This is a genomic window from Streptomyces sp. NBC_01283 (assembly GCF_041435335.1).
Classification (GTDB): domain Bacteria; phylum Actinomycetota; class Actinomycetes; order Streptomycetales; family Streptomycetaceae; genus Streptomyces.
On the sequence record NZ_CP108430.1, the window covers coordinates 2,301,675 to 2,321,338 of the forward strand.

At 69.9% G+C, this 19,664-nt stretch carries 16 protein-coding genes; 9 read left to right on the top strand and 7 right to left on the bottom strand.

Annotated features, from left to right (window positions below; genetic code table 11):
* The first annotated feature begins 24 nt into the window (after window positions 1–24).
* The 5 genes from OG302_RS10470 (at window position 25) to OG302_RS10490 (ending at window position 4,522) form a co-directional block, all read left to right on the top strand.
* On the top strand, window positions 25–1,701 hold the full coding sequence (locus tag OG302_RS10470; protein WP_371526528.1) for an amidohydrolase: 1,677 nt from the start codon (window positions 25–27) through the stop codon (window positions 1,699–1,701).
* A gap of 94 nt (window positions 1,702–1,795) precedes the next feature.
* Window positions 1,796–2,125 carry a PadR family transcriptional regulator gene (locus OG302_RS10475; RefSeq protein WP_371526529.1) on the top strand — a complete coding sequence of 110 codons (330 nt, stop codon included), beginning with the start codon at window positions 1,796–1,798 and terminating at the stop codon, window positions 2,123–2,125.
* A 2-nt stretch (window positions 2,126–2,127) separates the two neighbouring features.
* Complete coding sequence (locus tag OG302_RS10480) at window positions 2,128–2,517, top strand: DUF1048 domain-containing protein (protein ID WP_371526530.1); 390 nt, start codon at window positions 2,128–2,130, stop codon at window positions 2,515–2,517.
* Window positions 2,518–2,738: 221 nt separating this feature from the next.
* Window positions 2,739–3,737: an ATP-binding cassette domain-containing protein gene (locus tag OG302_RS10485; RefSeq protein WP_371526531.1), complete on the top strand. Its 999-nt coding sequence runs from the start codon at window positions 2,739–2,741 to the stop codon at window positions 3,735–3,737.
* Complete coding sequence (locus OG302_RS10490; RefSeq protein ID WP_371526532.1) at window positions 3,734–4,522, top strand: ABC transporter permease; 789 nt, start codon at window positions 3,734–3,736, stop codon at window positions 4,520–4,522. The genes OG302_RS10485 and OG302_RS10490 overlap by 4 nt, the downstream gene beginning before the upstream one ends.
* 92 nt (window positions 4,523–4,614) lie before the next feature.
* Here OG302_RS10490 and OG302_RS10495 read toward each other — a convergent pair whose 3' ends face one another.
* A complete protein-coding gene (locus OG302_RS10495) occupies window positions 4,615–5,568 on the bottom strand; it encodes a GlxA family transcriptional regulator (RefSeq protein WP_371526533.1) in 954 nt (317 codons plus the stop codon).
* 71 nt (window positions 5,569–5,639) lie between these two features.
* On the opposite strand from OG302_RS10495, the gene OG302_RS10500 reads away from it, so the two are divergent.
* Both OG302_RS10500 and OG302_RS10505 read left to right on the top strand, forming a co-directional pair.
* Complete coding sequence (locus OG302_RS10500) at window positions 5,640–6,479, top strand: alpha/beta fold hydrolase (protein ID WP_371526534.1); 840 nt, start codon at window positions 5,640–5,642, stop codon at window positions 6,477–6,479.
* Between the two features lie 223 nt (window positions 6,480–6,702).
* Complete coding sequence (locus OG302_RS10505; RefSeq protein WP_371750085.1) at window positions 6,703–7,998, top strand: phosphatase PAP2 family protein; 1,296 nt, start codon at window positions 6,703–6,705, stop codon at window positions 7,996–7,998.
* A gap of 30 nt (window positions 7,999–8,028) precedes the next feature.
* Here OG302_RS10505 and OG302_RS10510 read toward each other — a convergent pair whose 3' ends face one another.
* The 6 genes from OG302_RS10510 to OG302_RS10535 all read right to left on the bottom strand — a co-directional run bounded on the left by OG302_RS10510 (window position 8,029) and on the right by OG302_RS10535 (window position 15,515).
* Window positions 8,029–9,222 carry an LCP family protein gene (locus OG302_RS10510; protein WP_371526535.1) on the bottom strand — a complete coding sequence of 398 codons (1,194 nt, stop codon included), beginning with the start codon at window positions 9,220–9,222 and terminating at the stop codon, window positions 8,029–8,031.
* A gap of 14 nt (window positions 9,223–9,236) precedes the next feature.
* Window positions 9,237–11,378, bottom strand: coding sequence for a bifunctional polysaccharide deacetylase/glycosyltransferase family 2 protein (locus tag OG302_RS10515; protein ID WP_371526536.1), 2,142 nt, complete (start codon window positions 11,376–11,378; stop codon window positions 9,237–9,239).
* Window positions 11,375–11,782: a hypothetical protein gene (locus OG302_RS10520; RefSeq protein ID WP_371526537.1), complete on the bottom strand. Its 408-nt coding sequence runs from the start codon at window positions 11,780–11,782 to the stop codon at window positions 11,375–11,377. The genes OG302_RS10515 and OG302_RS10520 overlap by 4 nt, the downstream gene beginning before the upstream one ends.
* A 480-nt stretch (window positions 11,783–12,262) precedes the next feature.
* Window positions 12,263–12,631, bottom strand: a complete 369-nt coding sequence (locus OG302_RS10525) for an STAS domain-containing protein (protein WP_371526538.1) — start codon at window positions 12,629–12,631, stop codon at window positions 12,263–12,265.
* On the bottom strand, window positions 12,628–13,785 hold the full coding sequence (locus OG302_RS10530) for a B12-binding domain-containing protein (RefSeq protein WP_371526539.1): 1,158 nt from the start codon (window positions 13,783–13,785) through the stop codon (window positions 12,628–12,630). Before OG302_RS10530 ends, OG302_RS10525 begins: the two co-directional genes overlap by 4 nt.
* Window positions 13,782–15,515: a PP2C family protein-serine/threonine phosphatase gene (locus OG302_RS10535; RefSeq protein WP_371526540.1), complete on the bottom strand. Its 1,734-nt coding sequence runs from the start codon at window positions 15,513–15,515 to the stop codon at window positions 13,782–13,784. The genes OG302_RS10530 and OG302_RS10535 overlap by 4 nt, the downstream gene beginning before the upstream one ends.
* A gap of 315 nt (window positions 15,516–15,830) precedes the next feature.
* Here OG302_RS10535 and OG302_RS10540 point away from each other — a divergent pair, with 315 nt between their 5' ends.
* Entirely contained in the window at window positions 15,831–17,144 is a 1,314-nt protein-coding gene (locus OG302_RS10540; RefSeq protein WP_371750086.1) for a phytase, read from the top strand.
* A 748-nt stretch (window positions 17,145–17,892) separates the two neighbouring features.
* Window positions 17,893–19,419, top strand: coding sequence for an aspartate aminotransferase family protein (locus tag OG302_RS10545; RefSeq protein WP_371526541.1), 1,527 nt, complete (start codon window positions 17,893–17,895; stop codon window positions 19,417–19,419).
* The last annotated feature ends 245 nt before the right edge of the window (window positions 19,420–19,664 follow it).

Here is a 19,664-nt window from a genome sequence, read left to right on the forward strand (position 1 = left end):
TCACCGAGCCGGGGATGGAGCGCCATGACCGATCATCAGTACGCGGACACGATATTGGTGGGTGGACAGGTCAGGACCTCGTCGGGCTGGGCCAAGGGGCTCAGCGTGCGCGCCGGTGTCATCGAGGTGGTCGGCGACCGTGAGGACGTGCTGCGGCGGCGCGGGCCGGGCACGCGGGTGCTGGATCTCGGTGGCGGGACCGTTCTGCCGGGGCTGCACGACCTGCATGTGCATCCGATCTACGCCGGGATCCGCGAACGCCGCTGCAAGGTCCCGCAGGGTTCGACACTGGCAGCCACCCTCCGCATCGTGGCCGAGCACGTGTCCCGGGCCGCCCCGGGCGCGTGGGTCCTCGGCGGGCAGTGGGACACGTCCGCGCTCGGTGTCACCCCGGATCGGACCATGCTGGACGCCGTCGCCCCCCATAACCCCGTCCTCCTCGAGGACACCAGCGGGCACAGCTCATGGGTGAACAGCGCGGCCCTCGCGGCCACCGGAATCGGCCCCGGCACACCCGACCCGCCCGGTGGCATCTTCGAGCGGGACACCGCGGGACATCCGAGCGGCATCCAGCGCGAGACCGCCGCCGATCTCCTCGCCGCATCCGCCCCCAAGCCGTCCGATGTAGAGGTCGAGGCGGCTCTGGAGTGGGCCCTCGGAGAAATGCTCTCCTACGGGATCACGTCGTTCACCGAGGCCGCGGTCGGATTCACCGCCGGGCCGCGGGCCGAGCTGCGCGCCTACACCCGCCTCGCCGCTGCCGGAGCCGTCCGGCAGCGCGTACGCCTCTGTCTGGTGTGGTCCCCCGTAGATCCCGTCTGCGAAGACGTGATCGCGGCCCGCAACCTGCACGCGAGCGGCCATATCGCGCCCGACTGCGTGAAGATCTTCCTCGACGGGGTACCGACCGACAGCCATACGGCGGCGATGATCGAGCCGTACCAGGACACGGTGGAGGGGCGGGACGACGAGGCCCGGCGGCACGGGCTGCTCGCGATCGCACCCGCGGTCCTGGAGCAGGCGGTCACCCGGTTCGACCGGATGGGCATCACCGTCAAGTTCCACGCGGCCGGCGACGCGGCGGTCAGGGCCGCACTGGACGCCATCGAGGCCGCCCGCGCGGCCAACGGGCCCGGCCCGTGCATGCACAACGTAGGACACTGCACGTTCGTGGCGAAGGCCGACATCGAGCGTGCGTCACGGATCGGCGCGACGTTCGAGGTCTCTCCCTACCTGTGGCAGCCCTCTCCCATCTGCTCCGACATAGCGACCGCCGTCGGCCCGGCAGCGATCGAACGCGTCTGGCCGGTGCGAGAGATGCTGGACGGCGGCGCACTGGTCGTGGCGGGGTCGGACTGGTGCGTCGTGCCGTCGGTCAACCCGTGGTCCGCCATCGAAACGCTCGTCACGCGGCAGCAGCCAGGGGGCAGCGCCGAACGCTTCGGGGCGCCCCAGGCCATCACGCTGGATCAGGCCTTCGACCTGTTCACGGTCAACTCCGCGCGCCAGGCACGTATGGCGCACCGCGTCGGACGCATCGAGCCCGGCATGCTCGCCGACGTCATCGTCGTCGACCAGAACCCCTTCGAGGTGCCGATCACCCAAGTCCACGCCACCGAGGTCCAGATGACGTTCGTCGAAGGTGAACTGGTCTTCGACGCGGGGGCGCGGCGGCCACGGTCGGAGGCAGTGGAGGACTGAGCCCGGAAACCCTCGCTATTCAGTGTTGCCAAGTACCGGTAGTCAGCGTTACCGTGTACCGGTAGTCAATGACACTGAGTAGGTGAGGGTGCCCATGGGCAAGCAGGCAACGGAGATGCTCAAGGGCATCCTGGAAGGCATCGTCCTGGAGGTCCTGTCCGCACGGTCGGCCTACGGCTACGAGATCACCTCGTGGCTTCGGGAGCAGGGCTTCTCCGACATCTCCGAGGGCACCGTGTACGCGCTGCTGGTCAGGGTGGAGAAGAACGGCCTGGTCGACGTGGAGAAGGTCCCGTCGGAGAAGGGACCGCCGCGCAAGGTGTATTCCCTGAACGCGACGGGCCGGGAGTACCTCGACGAGTTCTGGAGGACATGGAGCTTCCTCGCAGAACGACTGGAACAGCTTCATGAAGGAGGCAGATGACCATGTCCGAGACAGAAGAGAACGGTTTCCTCTCGAAGGTGATCGGACCGAAGAAGCGCTGGTGGGCGTATCGGGCACGTGTCAAGAAGCTTCCCGAGGGCCACCGCACGGCTGCCGAGGCGATCGAGCGGTATCTGATGCTGTTCGTACCGGCGGACGGCGACAGCGCGTCGGCGGCGTTCGAGGACCTTGCGGATCTGTTCGAGCAGGCCGCGGCGGACGGAACGCCCATCCGCGACGTCGTCGGGGATGACCCCGTGGAGTTCGTCTCGGCGTTCGCCGAGAACTACACGAGGGGCGGATACGTCCCCGACCGGGAGCGGGAGCGGCTGGTCAAGAGCCTCGAGCGTGCCGCGGGAGAAGACGACGGCACGGGCGGCAAGGCCTCCTAGCCAGACAATCCCGCACCCCAACCCGCACATCCCTATCCCCCGTATCCCTCCCCTCCTGCACCCCCGCGCCCCCGCATCCCCGCGCCCCCGCAGCCACACAGCGGACCCGCGGGTGCCGAGAGCCCGCGGGTGCCGAGAGCCCGCGGACATCTCAGACGCCGTCCCCCGGCTCCCCCACTTCCCTTCCCTCACCACTTCGCCTTCCGAAACGGGATACCCCCATGCCTTCATCTGTCATGTCCACATCCAGTCAGGGTGACCGCGACGCGTCGCAGACCGCGATCTCCGCCATCGGTCTGCGCAAGGCCTACGGCGACAGGACCGTGCTCGACGGCGTCGACATCCGCATCCCCACCGGTTCCGTGTACGCGCTGCTCGGCCCGAACGGCGCCGGCAAGACCACCGCCGTCAAGATCCTCTCGACGCTCATCGACGCCGACGCCGGCGAGCTGCACGTCAACGGCCACGATCTCGCCAAGGACCCGCAGGCCGTGCGCGCCGCGATCGGCGTCACCGGGCAGTTCTCCGCCGTCGACGGTCTGATCACCGGCGAGGAGAACATGCTCCTCATGGCCGACCTGCACCACCTGCCCAAGAGCGAGGGGCAGCGCGTCACCGCCGAACTCCTCCAGCGGTTCGACCTGGTGGTAGCCGCGAAGAAGCCTGCCGTCACCTACTCCGGCGGCATGAAGCGCCGCCTCGACATCGCCATGACCCTGGTCGGCAGCCCGCGCATCATCTTCCTCGACGAGCCCACCACCGGCCTGGACCCCCGCTCCCGGCACAACATGTGGACCATCATCCGCGAGCTCGTCACGGACGGCGTCACCGTCTTCCTCACCACCCAGTACCTCGAAGAGGCCGACGAACTCGCCGACCACATCGCCGTACTCAACGACGGAAAGATCGCCGCCGAAGGCACCGCCGAAGAACTCAAACGGCTCATCCCCGGCGGACACGTACGCCTCCGCTTCACCGACCCGGACGCCTACCAGTCCGCCGCCCTGTCGCTGACCGAGGTCACCACGGACGACGAGGCGCTGGTGCTGACCATCCCCAGCAACGGCAGCCAGGGCGAGCTGCGCTCCCTCCTCGACTGGCTGGACTCCACCGGCATCGAGGCCGACGAACTCAGCATGCACACCCCCGACCTCGACGACGTGTTCTTCGCCCTGACCGGCCCCGACGTCCCCAACCAGTCCAAGGAGAACGTCCGATGAGTTCCCTCTCCCCCGCGCTGCGTGACTCGAACACGATGCTGCGCCGCAACCTCCTGCACGCCTGGCGCTACCCGTCCGGGACGCTGAACCTGCTGCTCACGCCGATCATGCTGCTGCTGCTCTTCGTCTACATCTTCGGCGACGTGATGAGCTCGGGCATCGGCGGCGGCGCGGACCGCTCCGACTACATCGCCTATGTCGTCCCGGGCCTGCTCCTGATGACCATCGGCAGCACCGTGATCGGGGCCGCGGTGTACATGTCCATGGACATGGCCGAGGGCCTCATCGCCCGCTTCCGCACGATGGCGATCTACCGGGGCTCCCTGCTCGTCGGGCACGTCATCGGCAGCGTGCTGCAGTCGGTCCTGAGCGTGATCCTCGTCGGCGCCGTCGGCGTGGCCATCGGTTTCCGCTCCACCGACGCCAGCGCCCTGGAGTGGCTCGCGGCGTTCGGTCTGATCGTGCTCTTCTCCCTCGCCCTCACCTGGATCGCGATCGGCATGGGCCTGGCAAGCCCGAGCCCCGGGGCGGCCAGCAACAGCGCGATGCCGCTGATCCTTCTGCCCCTCATCTCCAGCGCCTTCATCCCGGCGGACACGATGCCGGGCTGGTTCCAGCCCATCGCCGAGTACCAGCCGTTCACCCCCGCCATCGAGACCCTGCGCGGGCTGCTCCTCGGTACCGAGATCGGCAACAACGGATGGATCGCGATCGCCTGGTGCGTCGGCCTGATCGCGCTCGGCTACCGCTGGTCCATCTCCCAGTTCAACCGCGCCCTGAAGTAACCGGGGCGACCGCTCGCACGCCGGAAAACCGGCCCGGCGCGGCGCGTGGCTGCGCCGGGCGACGCATCACCGCGCAGTGCGCCGGCCCGCCGTCACGCTTCGCCGAACGTCCGCCGGTACGCGCCGGGTGTGGTGCCCAGCTGCGCGCGGAAACGGCGGCGCAGGTTGACCGCCGATGCCAGGCCGACCCGGGTCGCGATGGCCTCGACCGGCAGGTCGGTCTGTTCGAGGAGTACGCGTGCCGCGTCGATGCGGCGGGCGAGCAGCCACTGTCCCGGGCTGGTGCCCAGTTGGTCGCCGAACCGCCGGGCGAGGGTGCGGCCGGACAGGCCGGCTTGTTCGGCGAGGCTGCCTAGGGTCAGCCGGGTGTGGAGCCGGGAGGTGGCCCAGTCCAGGAGCGGCGCCAGCGAATCGTCCGCCGCCCTGACCGGTACGGGCCGTACGGCGTACTGGAGTTGGCTGCCCTCGCGGCGCGGCGGCAGGACCATGTTCCGGGCGATCTGGGCGGCGTACGCCGCGCCGTGGTCCGAGCGCACCAGGTGCAGGCACAGGTCGATGCCGGCGCCGGTACCGGCGCTGGTCGCCACGTCGCCGTGGTCGACGAAGAGCACGTCCGGGTCCACCCGCACCTCGGGGAAGGCGGCGGCGAGCCGGGCGGTGTCGCGCCAGTGGGTGGTGGCGCTGCGGCCGTCGAGCAGCCCTGCCTGGGCGAGGACGAACGCCCCGGTGCAGATGGCGACGATCCGCGCCCCGCGCCGGTGGGCGGCCCGTAGCGCCTCGATGACGGCGGGCGGCGCCGGTGCGCCGGGCGGCTGCCAGCCGGGGACGACCACGGTGTCCGCCTCCCGCAGGGCCGCAAGACCCGCGTCGATGAGCATCGCGAAGCCGATCGTGGTCGGCAGGGGGCCGGGGTGCTCGGTGCAGGTCCGGAAGCTGTAGCGGACCGGTACTCCCTGCGGGACGGTGCCGAAGACCTCGGCCGCGCAGGCGAGCTCGAAGGGCGACTGGGGCGGATTGAGCAGCGCCACCACCCGATGGAGGTTCATGGCAGGAATGTACCCATGGGTGTCTTTCCGGACTCTCGGCCCGGGTGGCGGGCCCGGGGCACGGTGGACCCATGAGTGGGATCACCGATGCGGGAGTGCTGCGAACCTCGGTCCGGGTCGACGGCGAAACGGCGAGCTATCTGACCGTGGAGCGGGACGGCCCGGCCGTGTTGCTGCTGCACGGAACGTACTGGAGCCGGGTCTGGCTCCCGGTCCTCGGCGGTCTCGCCGACGCGGGGCTGCGGCCTCTAGCGGTCGATCTGCCCGGACTCGGGCGCTCGGGAGGCGAGCTCACCCCGGAGACGGCCACGGTCCCTGCCCTCGCGGACTGGGTGGCGCGCTTCGCGTCCGCCCTGGGCATCTCCGGGCCGGTCGCCGTGGCGGGTCACGACATCGGCGGAGCCGTCGCCCAGCACCTCCTCGTCCACGGCCGCCTTGAGGTGTCCCGGCTCGCCTTGGTCAACTCCGTCACGTACGACTCCTGGCCCGCGCCCCACGTGGCTCGCTTCCGGGACCCGGGGGACGTCGCGGGGAGCACCGCCGACGACGTCCTCGCCGCCCGCCGTCGAGCGGTGACGGCGGCGCTGGGCGATGCCGCCACCGAGGAGCGGATCGCTGACTACCTGGATCCGTGGACCATGGCGCGGGTCCGCCGCTCCTGGCTGGCCATGGCGGGCGCGGCCGACAGCCGCTACACCCTCGGTCTCGTTCCCGCGCTGCGGCGGTCCATGACGCCGAAGCTGCTGATCTGGGGCGAGGACGACGGCTTCGAGAAGGTGGAGTACGCCGAGCGGTTCGCCTCCGAGATCCCGCGGACGACGCTCATCCGCGTCCCCGACGCGGATCACATCCCCACGGAGAACGCCCCGGGCCGGATCGCCCGCGCGCTGGGCGACTTCCTCACGGCGTAGCATGATCGGCCTCTCGACGAATGCCCCATCACCCTCCTTCGCCGGAAACGACGCAGTGTCATCTGAAGGGTGATGTGCTCCAACAGCACCTACCAAATCGGCCAAACAATTGATACCTATATTTTCGCGGATAATTCCGCGAATAAGCCGCAGAGTTGACAAAGCAGACAGTGCGGATAGCTCGGGCAGCATCCAGGCCGCCGCGTGGAGTCGGCAGCGCGTGATCCTCTGGGCCACGGCAGGTCTGGTGGCCCTCGGGTTCCTCGTCGCCCTGGAGATCGCCGCGCGTCACTACGGCGGTGTGCCCGGACCGATCACCAACCAGGCGCGGGAAGTGCTCTTCCCGCCCAAACCGGGCCCGCTGTACGGCGGTCTGGCCTTGATGATGGTGGTGCTGACCTGGCGGCAGCGGTTCATCGCCGCCGGTTTCGCGGTCGGCGTCGACGCGGTCTTCGTGCTGGTGCGGTGGTTGGTCGATGCCGATGTGCCCGAGGGGCAGTTCTTCGGCAACGGCGCGTTGTGGGCGATGCTGGGCTGCGCGGTCTTCGCGATCACGCGTCGCACCGGCGAGCAACGTGTTCTGCTCCTCAAGGGCGTCGGCCTCGGCCTGCTGCTGGTGGCCGGCCGCAAGACCGGTGACACCTGGCTGCTCATCACGGCGAAGACCCGGCCGACCGTACTCGACCCCTACGTGGCGATGGCCGATCACGCGCTCGGCAACCCCTCGTGGCTGGCGGGCCGGCTCCTTGAGGCCTCCGGCCCGGTCAGCCCCGTACTCGACCTGGTCTACGCCCAGCTCGCGGTGGCCGCCGTCGCCGTCGCCCTCTACCAGCTGCGCAACGTGGCGACCGAGCGCCGTTTCCCGCGCCACCATCTGGTGCGGACCTTCCTGCTGATCGGGCTCGTCGGGCCGGCCTTCTACATGATCTTCCCGGTGGTGGGCCCGATCTTCGCCTACGGTCCCGGCACCTCCGGCACCGGCGGCGTCCAGTGGGCGGTGGCAAATCTGTGGCCGCACACGCCGCCGCCCATCACCGTGCCGCACCCGGTTCCGTACGACGGGATCACCCCGCGCAACTGCATGCCCAGCCTGCACACGGCGTGGGCCACCACGATCTTCATCCACTCCCGCAAGGGACCGCGCCTGCTGCGGTACGCGGGGACGTTCTGGCTGACCGCCACGCTCGGCGCGACGCTGGGCTTCGGCTACCACTACGGCGTGGATCTCCTTGCCGGTGTGGTGTTCGCGCTCACCATCGAGGCGGCCCTGCGCACGTACGACCACGGCTGGCACCGGTCGGGCGTCCAACTGGTCGGCTACGGCACGGCGGTCTTCGGCGCGCTCCTGCTGTCGTACCGCTACCTGCCCATGGAGATGGCCGCACACCCGTGGGTGTACGGCCCTCTCGTCATGCTGTCGACGGCCTCGGTGATCTACGGCTACGTACGGACCACCGGATCGTGGGAGCCGAAGCCCCCACCGGCGCTCCGGCCGGAACCACAGCCCGAAATGGTGTGAGCCTCAAAGGGCTCACGGATCCCAAGAACCTCAACGGCGTGTCCGGCTCCTTGTCTCCGTCACGGGCCTGTCCTGCCGCAGCTCGGAGAAGAGCCGGGCCGACGCCTCGGCGTCCCACTTCAGGACGTTGCCCTTGGAGGTGGGGACGCCGAAGCCGGACACGGGCACGTTGATCCGCTTGCCCTTTCCGCCCGAGACGCTCTGCACGGCGCGGAACATCTTGCTGAGGTCGCGCAGGCTCATGTCCTCGTCGACGATGAGGGTGTCCAGGCCCGCCTGCATGGCCGGGCCCATCTCCGTCGGGTCGAAGAGGGTGTCGGGGCGGGCCGCCTGGTGGGCCAGGGTCGACAGGAACTTCTGCTGGTTCTTCGAACGGCCCAGATCGCCCTCCCTCTCCTGGTGCCGCTGGCGGACGAAGGCGAGCGCCTGCTTGCCGTCCAGGACGTGACAGCCCTTGTGCAGGTCGGCGCCCGACTTCTTGTCCTTGATGTCGCGGTCCAGGCACATCCGGACACCGCCGATGGCGTCGACGATGTTCACGAATCCGGCGAAGCCGATCTCCGCGTAGTGGTCGATGCGCAGCCCGGTGTTCCGCTCGACGGTGTGCACGAGCAGTTCGGGGCCGCCGTAGGCGAAGGCGGCGTTCAGTTTGTCCCCCTCGGGCCGCTTGGTCTTGCCCGTCGTCGTGTCCAGGCGGCCTGGCACGGTGACCCAGGAGTCACGCGGCAGGCTGACCATGCTGGTTCCGTTGGCCCCGGTGTGCAGCAGCATCATCGAGTCGGTGCGCCGCCCGCCGCCCCCGCCCGCGCGCAGGTCCTTCACGGCGTCCTCCGAGAGCCCGTCGCGGCTGTCGGAGCCCACGATGAGGTAGTTGGTGCCCTCGCCGGGTGCCGGGCGGTCCCCGTACGCGCCGAGGTCGACGTCACGCTGGAGCCGCGTCTCCGCCCAGCCGTACGTGCCGCCCGCCGCGACGATCACGCCGGTCAGCAGGACGAGCACCGCCCGCCGCAGCTTCCTGCGCTTCTTCGACTGCCGGGCGTGGGCCCGCCGGGGTCCGTAGCGGGAGCTGGGGCGTTCGGCGAAACGCTCACGCGTGGCGGAGTCGTCCTCCGGTGCCACGGCCGCACCGCTGTCGCCGCTGTCGCCGCTGTCGCCGTCCCAGCCGTGCTCCCCCAGGGGCATGGTGTGTCCGGCCCGCTGGTCAAGCGGGTCTGTCATGGTCAACTCCCTTGGTCACGTCATGGCGACGACAGGCTCCGCCGCGAGGGCGGGCCGTCGAGGGGATCTCCGGGTGCGGATGTCCCGGCGGACATCTCTCCGGTCGGCGCCTGCAGCAGGTACGGGTCGGCGGTGCCGGTCCGTTTCATGCTGTGCCACTTCAGACGGGTGCCGAGCAGCGCCGTGATCACGGAGTGGATGACCACCAGATACATCAACTGCCGGTACACGAACTGCTGGAGCGGCAGCACCCACAGCACGCTCAGCCGTTCGCGGTCGAGCCGCAGCGCGTAGGCGGCGGTCACCAACTGGACGGAGAGGAAACCGAACCAGACGAGCGCCGCCTCCAGCGGGTCGCGGAAGAACGCCCCGAACAGGGCGAACATGTCCACGACCGGTGCGCACAGCGGAAGCACGATCTGGAACAGCGTGACGTAGAGCAGCACGCGACGGCCGAAGCGTCCGGCGGGGCCGACCTCCGTCACCGCGTGCCGGTGCTTCCACATCGACTGGAGCGTGCCATAGCACCAGCGGTAGCGCTGGCGCCACAACTGCCGCACGCTGACCGGCACTTCGGTCCAGGCGACCGCCGACTCCTCGTAGACGACACGCCAGCCGGCCCGCCAGAGCGCCATCGTGAGGTCGGTGTCCTCGGCCAGGGTCTCGTCGCTGACACCGCCGACACCCATCAGCGCGTCCCTGCGGAACGCCCCGATCGCCCCCGGCACCGTCGGCATGCACTCCAGGACCTCGAACATCCGCCGGTCGAGGTTGAATCCGAGCACGTACTCCAGGTGCTGCCACTTGCCCATCAGGGTGCGCCTGTTGCCGACCTTGGTGTTGCCGCTGACCGCGCCGACCGCCGGGTGGGCGAGCGGCTGGATCAGGCGGGCCAGCGCCTCGGGCTCGAAGATGGTGTCCGCGTCGACCATCACCACGATGTCGTGCCTGGCGTGCGCCAGACCGGTGTTGAGGGCGCTCGGCTTGCCGCCGTTGGGCTGCCGGATCACCGTCACCCGGGGGTCGTCGATGTCCTCGGCGATGTCGGCGGTGGCATCGGTCGAGCCGTCGTCGATCACGATGATCTGGAAGTCCGGGTGGGTGGAGGCGAGCAGCGAGTACACCGTGGAGGCGATGCCGGCCTCCTCGTTGTACGCGGGCACCAGCACCGTCACCGGGTCCCGCACCTCGCGCAGCCGTGGCGCGCCCGGCCGGAACCGGTGCAGCCTGCGCACGTGCAGCCGGGCGAAGAGCGCGAACAGGAGCATCCGCAGGACGCCGAGCACACCCGCGAGGGTCAGGGTCCACACCATCACGGTGAGGAAGGCGCGCCCGAGCCGCTGCGACCAGATCAGGCCCTCGCCCTCGACCTCCTGGGCGACGGGGACCCCGTCGTTGAGCGAGGGGCGGCCGAGGCCGCCGCTGACGGTGGTGAACGACTTGACCCTGCGGTCCTCCAGCAGCGCCTCGGCCTCGCGGTAGCCGAGGTCGGTCTGGCTGTGCTGCGACACCAGACCGCGCCACGGCTTGCGGGACTTGTAGTCCGACGCGACCACCAGATACCCCTGCTCCGCCGCGCGCTTCGCGGCCGGCCACTGCGGGCCGCAGAGCGTGTCCGCGGCCGTGGTGTGCGGCAGCCGCAGCAGAGAGGTGTTGATGCCGGCCGCACCCGCGAAAGCGGTCTGCGTGAGGGACAGTTCGAGACGCGCGCGCAGCGGCGACGCGACCCCGAGGTCACCGCCGCTGTACGTGTACGAGCCGATCTCGTGGCCCTCGCGCAGGATCCGTCGCATCAGCGCCGGATGCCGGGCCGCGTCCTTCCCGTAGACGAAGAAGGTCGCCGGCGCGTGGTGTCTGCGCAGCAGGTCGAGCAGGCGCGGCGTCCACTCCGGGTCGGGCCCGCCGTCGAAGGTGAGCGCGACGGTGCCCGGCGGCATGGACGCGGTGGTCACCCCCTTCGGGCCGAACCGCAGCAGCGGCTTCCCGTCGTCCGCCGCGCGCGGTATCGGCCGCGTGCAGAGCGGCTTGGTGCGCGCGGCGTCGACCTGGTGGGTCGTCCAGCCCTCGAAGAGGAGGGCGACGGCGACCACCAGGAGGACCAGCAGGAGCACGAGCCAGTGACCGCGCGGCGGGCGGCGGACAGCGGCGGTGCGCCGGCTCACTGCTTCGGGTCTCCGGTCGGCGGCGGGGCTGATCTGGCGGCCGGCGGGCGGTGGCGGTCGTGGCGGTCCGCGTGGGCCGTGGCGGGCGACGGGTGGGCCTCGGCGCGGGCCGGTGCGCCGGTGCCGCGGGCCGCCTCTCCGGTGTCCGGGACGGAGGACGTCGGCGCGTTCGTGGTCGGCGGCTGCGTGCTGACGGGCCGCAGGAGTCCGCTGAGCAGCGTGCCGACGAACAGCAGATACCCGAGGCAGGCGCAGCCCACGACCAGGGCCATGCCTTGCAGCGTCCGCCTGCGCCAGCCCGACTGGTCGATGAAGACGGGGAGTTGGGGGGCGGCGGCCGGGGGACGCCGGGCTGCCGGGGGCACGTGCGGCGCCGTGGCCCGGCGCGGCACGTGCTGCGCCACGTCCCGTCCCGGCTGCCTCGATCTGTGCGCAGGGGGGATCGGCGCAGGGGGTGGTGCGGGCGACGATCGCCCGTCGTGCGGTGTGCTGGCTATGTGGGGGATGCCCTGCACTGGTGCTCCTGATCTGCGGCCGCGCACGCGCGGCTCTTTATGTGGGGGGTAACGGACCCGGAGGCCCGCCGTACTGCCCGTGAGACGTCAGGAGTCGCATCCCGGTGCCCGGCGCGCACCGGGGATTCCCCGTACGCACACATGCCGCGCGCTCTGCCGGGTGGGGCCGGGCAGACCACGTACGCATGGCCCTGACAAGGACCGGAAGGCCGGAATGCGGCCGTCAGCCGTCACGCAGCCCCTGACCCTACTCGGGCACCCGGGTGCCACGGCAACAGGCGGCCCTGGTCCGGAAGCCGGGAAAAGGCCTGACTGGGCGGGTCTCCCACCGGGACGTGAGATATGCCATGCCCGGCGGTCAGGCCCTCGTCACTCCCCCTGCATCTCCCTGGTCGCGGTGGAGGCCGTGAGGTGGTCGAAGGTGCAGGTGAGGCGCAGCAGTCGGTCCAGGCATTCGGGGCGGCGGCTGAGCACGAGGGCGACCCCGCGGGCGTCCGTGACGCGGCGGGCCATCAGCAGGGCGGCCAGGCCCATGGAGTCCACGAACGTCAACTCGGCACAATTGACCTGAAGTTGCCGTACGGGACGGCTGCCCGCCAGGGCTCGGTCGAGTTGTTCGGTGACGGTGGCGACGAAGCTCTCCGTCACCCCGAACTCCAGGCTTCCACCGACGTGGACGGTCACGACGCCCTGCTGGAACTCGGTGCGCAGGCTGAGGCGGGAGACGGGGCGGGTCATACGGATTCTCCGGTCCTGTTGCTCTCCGGCCGCGCGGCCAGGGCTTCGCGGGCCGTGTTCAGCACGCGCGTGGCGCGCGGGAAGTCGGACAGCCTGCGGCCCAGGACGTCCAGGGCGAGGAGAAGGCTGTGGGCGGGGACGTGCCGCGCGGAGAGTATGTCCGCGGTCCAGTCGAGGAAGCGGGTGAAGAGCCCGGCGTCGTCGAGATAGAGCGCCGTGGCCAGGTAGTCCACGATGTGCGCGATGTCCTCCGCGGTGTGCCGGCGCTGCTGCACCGTGTAGCGGGCCATCGGCGGGAAGAGCTGCTCCAGTTCGCCGAGCACCTCCTTGACCAGCTCGCCCCGCGTGCGGGCGACCATCGAGTACTCCTGGTCGATGAGGTGGGGCAGGTCGTCCACCGCCTGGTGGAGCATCACGTCCGGGCGGGCGAGGCCCTGGTCCAGCAGATCGGCCGCGTCCCGCGCGTCGGCCGCCCAGGCGTCGGCGCCGAGGACCTTGGCGTACCGCCCGCCCGGACCGAAGGCCGCGCCACCGACGAGGACCGGTGTCCCGACGGCCTGGCAGGCGGTGAGCGCGGCATGGGCGACCGGGAGGTGCGTGGGGATCGACGAGGAGAGTGCCACCACGTCGGGCACCTGCTGATGCAGATGCCGTACGAGGTGCGGGGTGGGGGTGTGGGCGCCGAGGAAGTCGACCTGCCAGCCGCGCAGCCGCAGCACCTCGGCGAGCAGCCGCGCGGGCAGGGCGTGCCACTCGCCGTCCACACAGGCGACGGTGATCCGTCCGCGCCGCTGTGCCGGGTCCGGGTCAGGCACGCCGACGTCCGCCGTGAGGGTGATGACCCGGTCGTTGATGGCCGTCGCCGCGTGTTCCTGGGCCACGCTGATGCGGTTCGCCGCCCATTCGACGCCGACCCGCGCCTGCACGGGGGCGATGAGGTCCAACAGGACGCTCTCGAACGCGTTGCCCGCCTCGACCGCGGCCCGCACCGTGCGGATGGCGCCGATCTCGTCGCCGTCGCGCACGTCGTTCCACAGCTGTGCACGAGCGGATCCGAGCGGATCAGAGGCTCCGGGCGCCCCAGGGGTCTCGGTCAGGTCATTGCTGCCGGTCTGGTCACGGCTCCCGGTCAGATCGCGAAGGGGAGCGGTCATCCGGTGTACCTGCCTCGGGTGTGCCCGTCCACGGCGCTGAGGTGCTGATGGCGCGGTGCGGCTATGGCGACCACGGCCATGTCGTCGTGGGGGCCGCGGCCCACCCACTGCGTGGCCAGCATCTGCACCCGCTCGACGACGGCTTCGGCCACCATGCCGAAGCACTCGGAGAGCGCCCACGAAAGCCGCTCCTCGCCGAACAACTCCGTTCCCAGCGGCCCTCCCTTGGCCTCGACGATGCCGTCACTGAACATGAGGCACACCTCCCCGGGCTTGAGGCGGACATGTGCGGTATTCGACGTGACCTGCGGCAGGGCGCCGATCAGGGTGCCCCTCGTCTCGGCCTCGTCGACGGTGCCGTCCGCGCGGGCGATCAGCGGCGGCGGGTGTCCCGCACTGGTGAGCCGCAGGTCCACGGAGTTGCCGCGGCGGGTCACGGAGGCGAGGGCCAGCGTGGCGAACCGGGTGTGCTCGGCCTGCAGCAGCGATTCGTTGAGCAGGGTCAGCAGCTGCTGGTGGTCGTGGCCCATCGGCCGCAGCGCCTGCACCGTATTGCGGATCTTGCCGGTGAGTGCCGCCGCCTCCAGGCCCTTGCCGCAGACGTCTCCGAGGACGGCGAGTGTCTCGTCCTCCGGGGTCCGGCCCTCGTGTACGTCGTAGAAGTCACCGCCGACGTACTCCCCCGCGCCCGCGGCGATATAGCCTCCCGCGAACTCCACGCCGTTCACCGGCCGCAGCTCGGGCGGCAGCAGGTCACGCATGAGCGTGCGGGAGATGGCGCTCTGTTCGGCGTAGAGCTGCGCCGCCGAGACCGCCGCTCCGGCGCGGGCGGCGAAGATCCGGGCGAAGACCTCCTCGGCCTCGCTGAACGCACTGCGCTCGGTGGACCTCAGCAGTATCAGGACACCCGCGGGCACACCATGGCCGGGCAGCGGGGTGATCACCACCGAGCACACCGGGCCGGCGAAGTGCGCGGGCACGGCCCAGTCGGGCAGCGTGGCGGGGTCGATCCAGCGCGAGGGCACCGGCGGGAAGCCCTGCATCGCCTCGCCGAGGCCGGGCACCTCCGTCAGGTCCACCTCCAGGGTGGCGTGCGTGACCTCCCCCGCCGGTCCGGTGTGGGTCACGGGGTACACGTTTCCGCGGCCCGGCGCGATCACTATGGCCGCGTCGCAGAGGTGCCCTGCCGCCATGGCGGCCGTCACCTCCATGCAGCGTTCGACGTTGAGGGAGGCCAGCAACTGCTGGGAGGCGTCGGCGAGCAGGGCCGTACGTCTTCGTTCGGCGCGGAGGTCGTCCTCCGCCCTGCGCCGGTACGTGTCCTCGGCCAGCCACCATGCCCAGTGACCGTCGTCGAGGCGGGCCGGGCGGGCCTCGAAGCTCGACTCACCGATCTCGCCGCGCACGACGTCCGGCTCCCGCCGCGCCTGGGCATCGGCAGGTGGAATGTCCGCGCCGGCAGGTGGGGTGTCCGCATCGGCAGGTGGATTGTCCGCGGCGGCAAGCCGGGCGTGCGCGTCGGCCAGCCATTCCGGGACGGCCTCGCGCAGGTCCGTGCCGCCCAGCGCAGCCGGCAGAAGAAGCCTTCCGGCCTCGTTCGCGGCCGCCACCCGGCCCGCGCGGTCGGCGACGACCACGGGGTGCGGCGCGGTGACCCAGGCGTCGGCCAGCACCGGTGGTGCGAGGCGCGTCTTCGTTTCCGACTGTTCCAACTGTCTCGGTGCGCTCATGGCGTTGGGCACGCGATGCGAACCCCCACCTCCCTTCCGAAGCGTGTCAGTGGACGTATGCCGACCGTCTCCCTTGAGCACGACGGAAGCAAACCATTTGCGGGGATTCCACCTCATTGACGTGGATTTATGGCACTGGGCCCGCCAGACGCACGAGTACCACGCGCGCGTTCGGCCAAACTCACCACATCGGCACGGACATCCTCCGTTCACCGCACGGACCGCCCCCCGTCGCACCACTTGACGGAAAGTCTTCACGGCAAGATCACAGAGTGGATTCGTCATGCAGTACCCATGACAGAAAGGGATCCCTTCATGGCCAAGCCCCGCAGACCCCGTTCCGGCGTTACCCGCGTCGCCCTCGTCGCGGCCCTCGCGGCGGTCGCCGCGACCGCGCCCCTGGGCTCCGGCGCCGTAGCGGCCTCGCCGCTGCCCGCCGTCGAACCGCGCTCCGAGACCCCCGCCGTGCACGACGACGACGCGGGCGGCAACGCCGACGCCGACGACCCGGCGATCTGGCGCAACTCCGCCGACCCGGGCCGCAGTCTGGTCGTCGCCACCGCCAAGCAGGGCGGGCTGCGCGTGTACGACCTGTCGGCGCGCGAGGTGCAGTCCGTTCCGGCACCCGCGGCGCCCGGACCGGACGACGCGCCCGGCCGCTTCAACAACGTCGACCTGGTGCACGGCCTGCGCCTGCCGTCCGGCCGCGCCGACCTCGCGGTCACCAGCGACCGCGGCAACGACCGGCTGCGCGTCTACCGCATCGACCGCGACCGCTCCGGCGGCCCGCTCACCGACGTGACCGACCCGTCGGCGCCGCCCGTCTTCTCGACCTCGCAGGAGGAGATCAACGAGCAGCGCACCGCCTACGGCCTCGCGACGTGGACGGACCCGTCGACGGGCCGGTCGTACGCACTGGTCAGCCAGCGGGAGCGGACCCGCATCGCGCTCCTCGAACTGACCCCGAAGAGCGACGGAACGGTCGGCTACCGCAAGGTCCGCACACTCGACCTGCCCGCCGACTTCCGCCTGCCGGACGGTACTTCGTGGTCGCCGTGCGGCGAACCGGGCGAACGGCCGCAGGTGGAGGGCATGGTCGTGGATCCGGCCAACGGCACGCTCTACGCGGGCCAGGAGGACGTCGGCATCTGGCGGCTGCGCGCCGACCTGACGGGCAAGCCCCAACTGGTCGACAAGGTGCGCGAGTACGGAATACCCGGGACGTACGACCCCTCGACCGAGGAGTGCACCGCGGGCACCGACCCGGGCTACGGCGGCAAGCGCCTCAAGGCCGACGTCGAGGGCCTGACGCTGCTTGAGGAGGGCAACGGCGACGGCTATCTGCTGGCCTCCAGCCAGGGCGACAACACCTTCGCCGCCTACGACCGCGAGGTGTCCGACCGCAACGAGTACGAGGGCGGCTTCCGCGTCACGGCCGCCTCCGCCACGCTCGACGGCTCCGAGGAATGCGACGGTGCCGCGGTCCTCAACAAGCCGCTGGGCGCGAAGTATCCGCACGGGCTGCTCGTGGTGCAGGACGGTCACGACGCGCCCGGCGACCCCGAACGCCCCTCCACCGACTTCAAGTTCGTGGATCTGGGCGACGTGCTCGACGCCGTCGACGACTGACGCGGCAGCAGGTCAGGGTGGCGGCCCCTCGGGCTGCCACCCTTTTCTTTTCCCGCTCAAGTAAATGGCGACCAAGGCGATTAATTGGCCTGGGGTGAGCGGGCGCGACCATGGCCAGAATTTCACCCGCCAGGAATAAGACCCTCCTCCCGCCAGGAACGCGACGTACTCGTCGGTCACATGACGCTGGCAAGAAGACTTCGCCGGTGACGGGATCCCGTCGGCGAATTCCTCTTTCACCCCTTGCGCGGCCTGGAACCGGAACACCGGGCCCCTGTCCGAAAGTTGAGGGCACCGTCCGACATCTGAGGTGCGTGTGAATACAGATGTGGCCAAGAGTCATTGACGGCTCATCAGGTCGTGCGCACATTTTTTGGACAGACCATTGAAAGGGATCACCTCTTGGAAACATTTGGCTCTACGGTGCTCCATGTGGGGGGAAACACGAGGGGCACCAGGGGGGAGACGCCGGTCGTGTGGGTGTGGCGCGAGAACCGGGGGGTCCGTGCCGCCTGTAACACCAAAGGCTGCTTTTTCCAGGGGGATCCGTGCGGCAGGCCACTGACCGGGCGCCGCCGGAACAGATGAAGGAGCCCGGCTCGACCAGCCGGACCGCCTCGTCGCTATCGAATCTGCATTCGAATTCCAACTGCCCATCGGCATGCTCAAAAAACAGAAGTCTGCGCAGGTCGCGTCCGCCCCACACCTACATGTCGGGCAACACAGGGACTTTCCGAAGGAGACCCCCGTGACGGAATCTCGACCGCACCACCCCGCTTCCGACGGGAGCGGACTACTTCTTGAGGCCTTCGACGCCCAGCTGTTCCGGGCGACTTCCGAAACCGCTCTCGCGAAGCTGGAGAAGCACCTTTCCGATCTCTCCATCAGGGGGCTCGAACTGACCGATCCCGCGACGTTGTCGGATGCGGCGAAAGCCCTGATGACGACGGAGCGCGAGCAGGTGGCGGCGTTCGACGAGGAGAAGCTGGCAGGGATCATCGACCTGTACATCAGGACCGGCATCCAGGTGCACTCACCTGGCTACATGGGCCGCCAGTTCTCGGGCGTCGTACCGCTCGCCGGCGTCATCGACTTCGTCAGCTCGGTGGTCAACCAGCCGGCCTCGTTCTACGAGGCGGCCCAGTTGCCCAACGCGGTGGAACGGATCATGGCCGATGAACTGAACCGCTTCATCGGCTGGGATCCGGCGCGGTTCACCATGGTGACCACCTCAGGAGGGTCCCTGGCCAATCTCACCGCACTCCTGGCCGCCCGTAACCAGAAGCTGCCCGGCTACTGGTCGGAGGGCGGCTCCTCCTTGCGCGGCCAGCCACGGCCCGCCATCGCGGTGGGCGCGGACGTGCACTACAGCGTCGCGCGGGCGGCCGGTGTGATGGGCATCGGCGAGGCCCAGCTCGTACGGCTGCCGCTGAACAGCCGGGGGCAGATCTCCGTGGCGGACGCGCGGCCCGCCCTGGAGGCGGCTGAGCGGCAGAACCTCAAGGTGTTCTGCCTCGTCGCGTCGGCCGGCAGCACGTCGGTGGGCGCCTTCGACCCGCTCGACGAACTCGCCGCCCTGGCCGGGGAGAGGGATCTCTGGCTGCACGTCGACGGTGCCCACGGAGCGAGCCTCCTGGTGTCGGACACGCTCCGCGAGAAACTGCGCGGCATCGACAAGGCGGATTCCCTGACCTGGGACGCGCACAAATTGATGTTCGTGCCCGCGCCCTGCACGATGCTCTTCTACCGGGACAAGGAGGCGAGCCGCACCGCCTTCCGGCAGAAGGCCAGTTATGTGTTCGACGAGGAGCCGGACATATACACCGCGTACGACAGCGGTGGCAAGAACTTCGAATGTACGAAACGGCCGATGATCATGACCCTGTGGTCGCTCTGGGCCATGTTCGGAAGGGCCTTGTTCGCGGAGAAGATCGAATATCTCTGCCGGTTGACGGAGGAGGCCCACGGAATCGTCAGGACCGATCCCGACTTCGAGACACTGCACCGTCCGGAAGCGAACATCCTGTGCTTCCGATATCACCCGGCCGGGATCAGGAAAGCGGACGTCCACCGCCTCCAGATCGCCATCCGCAACAGCGTGAAGCTCCGGGGAAACTTCTTCATCTCCAAGGTGAACGTCAATGGGGTGGCCGCACTGCGCGTGGTCATGATGAACCATCAGATAACCGCCGAGCACTTCCGGATGCTGATCTCCGAAATCAGAAGGACCGGCCAGGACCTGCTCAGCAGCGAAGCGGGAACAGAAACAGCTTAGAGGGGACGGATGTTGAGTACATCGCAAGTTCCACAGGCCGCACACGTTCCGCCGATCGCACCGGTGCCCAGTGGCACCCGTGAACTGGCCAACTGGCTCATCCCCGATCGGGAGTTACACCCGGAATCAGTTGACGCCGTAACCGCACTCCCCTCGTTCGCGAGCAAGTTACGTGAATGCGAACGGGTCTGTCAGACGCCGTACAGCGAGGTGTCGCACGAGGTTCAGGAAGCCGTCGTACTGCG

Excerpts from the sequence above, each read along its gene's own strand:
- OG302_RS10470 (WP_371526528.1), top strand. The coding sequence starts at position 25 with ATGACCGATCATCAGTACGCGGACACGATATTGGTGGGTGGACAGGTC.
- OG302_RS10475 (WP_371526529.1), top strand. The coding sequence starts at position 1,796 with ATGGGCAAGCAGGCAACGGAGATGCTCAAGGGCATCCTGGAAGGCATC.
- OG302_RS10480 (WP_371526530.1), top strand. The coding sequence starts at position 2,128 with ATGTCCGAGACAGAAGAGAACGGTTTCCTCTCGAAGGTGATCGGACCG.
- OG302_RS10485 (WP_371526531.1), top strand. The coding sequence starts at position 2,739 with ATGCCTTCATCTGTCATGTCCACATCCAGTCAGGGTGACCGCGACGCG.
- OG302_RS10490 (WP_371526532.1), top strand. The coding sequence starts at position 3,734 with ATGAGTTCCCTCTCCCCCGCGCTGCGTGACTCGAACACGATGCTGCGC.
- OG302_RS10495 (WP_371526533.1), bottom strand. The coding sequence starts at position 5,568 with ATGAACCTCCATCGGGTGGTGGCGCTGCTCAATCCGCCCCAGTCGCCC.
- OG302_RS10500 (WP_371526534.1), top strand. The coding sequence starts at position 5,640 with ATGAGTGGGATCACCGATGCGGGAGTGCTGCGAACCTCGGTCCGGGTC.
- OG302_RS10525 (WP_371526538.1), bottom strand. The coding sequence starts at position 12,631 with ATGACCCGCCCCGTCTCCCGCCTCAGCCTGCGCACCGAGTTCCAGCAG.
- OG302_RS10530 (WP_371526539.1), bottom strand. The coding sequence starts at position 13,785 with ATGACCGCTCCCCTTCGCGATCTGACCGGGAGCCGTGACCAGACCGGC.
- OG302_RS10535 (WP_371526540.1), bottom strand. The coding sequence starts at position 15,515 with ATGAGCGCACCGAGACAGTTGGAACAGTCGGAAACGAAGACGCGCCTC.
- OG302_RS10540 (WP_371750086.1), top strand. The coding sequence starts at position 15,831 with ATGGCCAAGCCCCGCAGACCCCGTTCCGGCGTTACCCGCGTCGCCCTC.